The sequence below is a fragment of the Candidatus Cardinium hertigii genome, from assembly GCF_050864855.1.
Taxonomy (GTDB): domain Bacteria; phylum Bacteroidota; class Bacteroidia; order Cytophagales; family Amoebophilaceae; genus Cardinium; species Cardinium hertigii_C.
The window spans coordinates 1-879 of record NZ_JBOZWW010000075.1 but is presented as its reverse complement, the minus strand read 5'-3'; the positions used below and the strand labels follow the sequence as shown (position 1 = coordinate 879).

Sequence of the window (879 nt, the reverse complement as noted above, 5' to 3'; positions counted from 1 at the left end):
GTAATCGAATCAGATAACTGGAATAAAGGATGTTTCGGGTTAAGAAAACTAGATAAGCGTTGCTCAAACAAACGCTCAAGGCTATTATTTATTTTCTTAGATTTCATCCTTATTTTGCAAGCTTTTTATACAAAACAACTCTAAAACTGGTTATTAACCAATACAAATTTAACCATTTATTTGCTGATTAACAAATAATTATACAGTATTTCAGGACCGACTACTTATAGTTCTAGACTTATAACGTCAGTCGTACGTTTATAGTACATAAGGTAGAATAAGATTAGGATAGCCTGGTGGTAGGTTATTCAAATGACTTACTTGAAACGTATCTCTACTTAACAGTGAGTTAAGATTGGGATCTTCTGGGTAGCTAAGTAATAGCGGAAAAAATACCGAAGCGCCAATTATAGATATTTTATCTCTTGCTACATTACCTAACCCCCATATATTTTGGTAACTCATTACCATAGGTGACTTTTGATCAACTTGTGAAAAATTCCCTATGTACAAAAATATATGGCCTTTAATATACATTATGGTAAAGAAGGGATTTCCATTATCAATTAGATAAGTAAGACGCTGTGTTGGTGTATGAGTACTCAAGTCAACCATTTCTGTTGTCTTTATCTGGTCACGTGATTGACGGGGTAACCAAATACCAAAAGGAAGAAACATCCCTTTAAGTTCTGCAGAACAGTCGTTATAGTATGATAGCCCTCCCCAACCATAAGGTCTCCCTTTCAAGCTATTTATTAATTGAGCAAAATTTCTTGGTGATGACTTTATAGGTATATATGCTGCGTGTGTTGGATTAACTACCACATCTGATAAAAATGCTTTTCCTTCTTTATCAGTTATAGGTACAGACAAGATCAG

Annotated in this window: 1 protein-coding gene; it reads right to left on the bottom strand. The window is 34.0% G+C overall.

The features are described 5' to 3' along the window. Nucleotides 1-258 precede the first annotated feature (258 nt). On the bottom strand, nucleotides 259-879 hold a 621-nt coding region (locus ACRRVB_RS04985; protein ID WP_432466851.1), incomplete at its 5' end, for an NlpC/P60 family protein.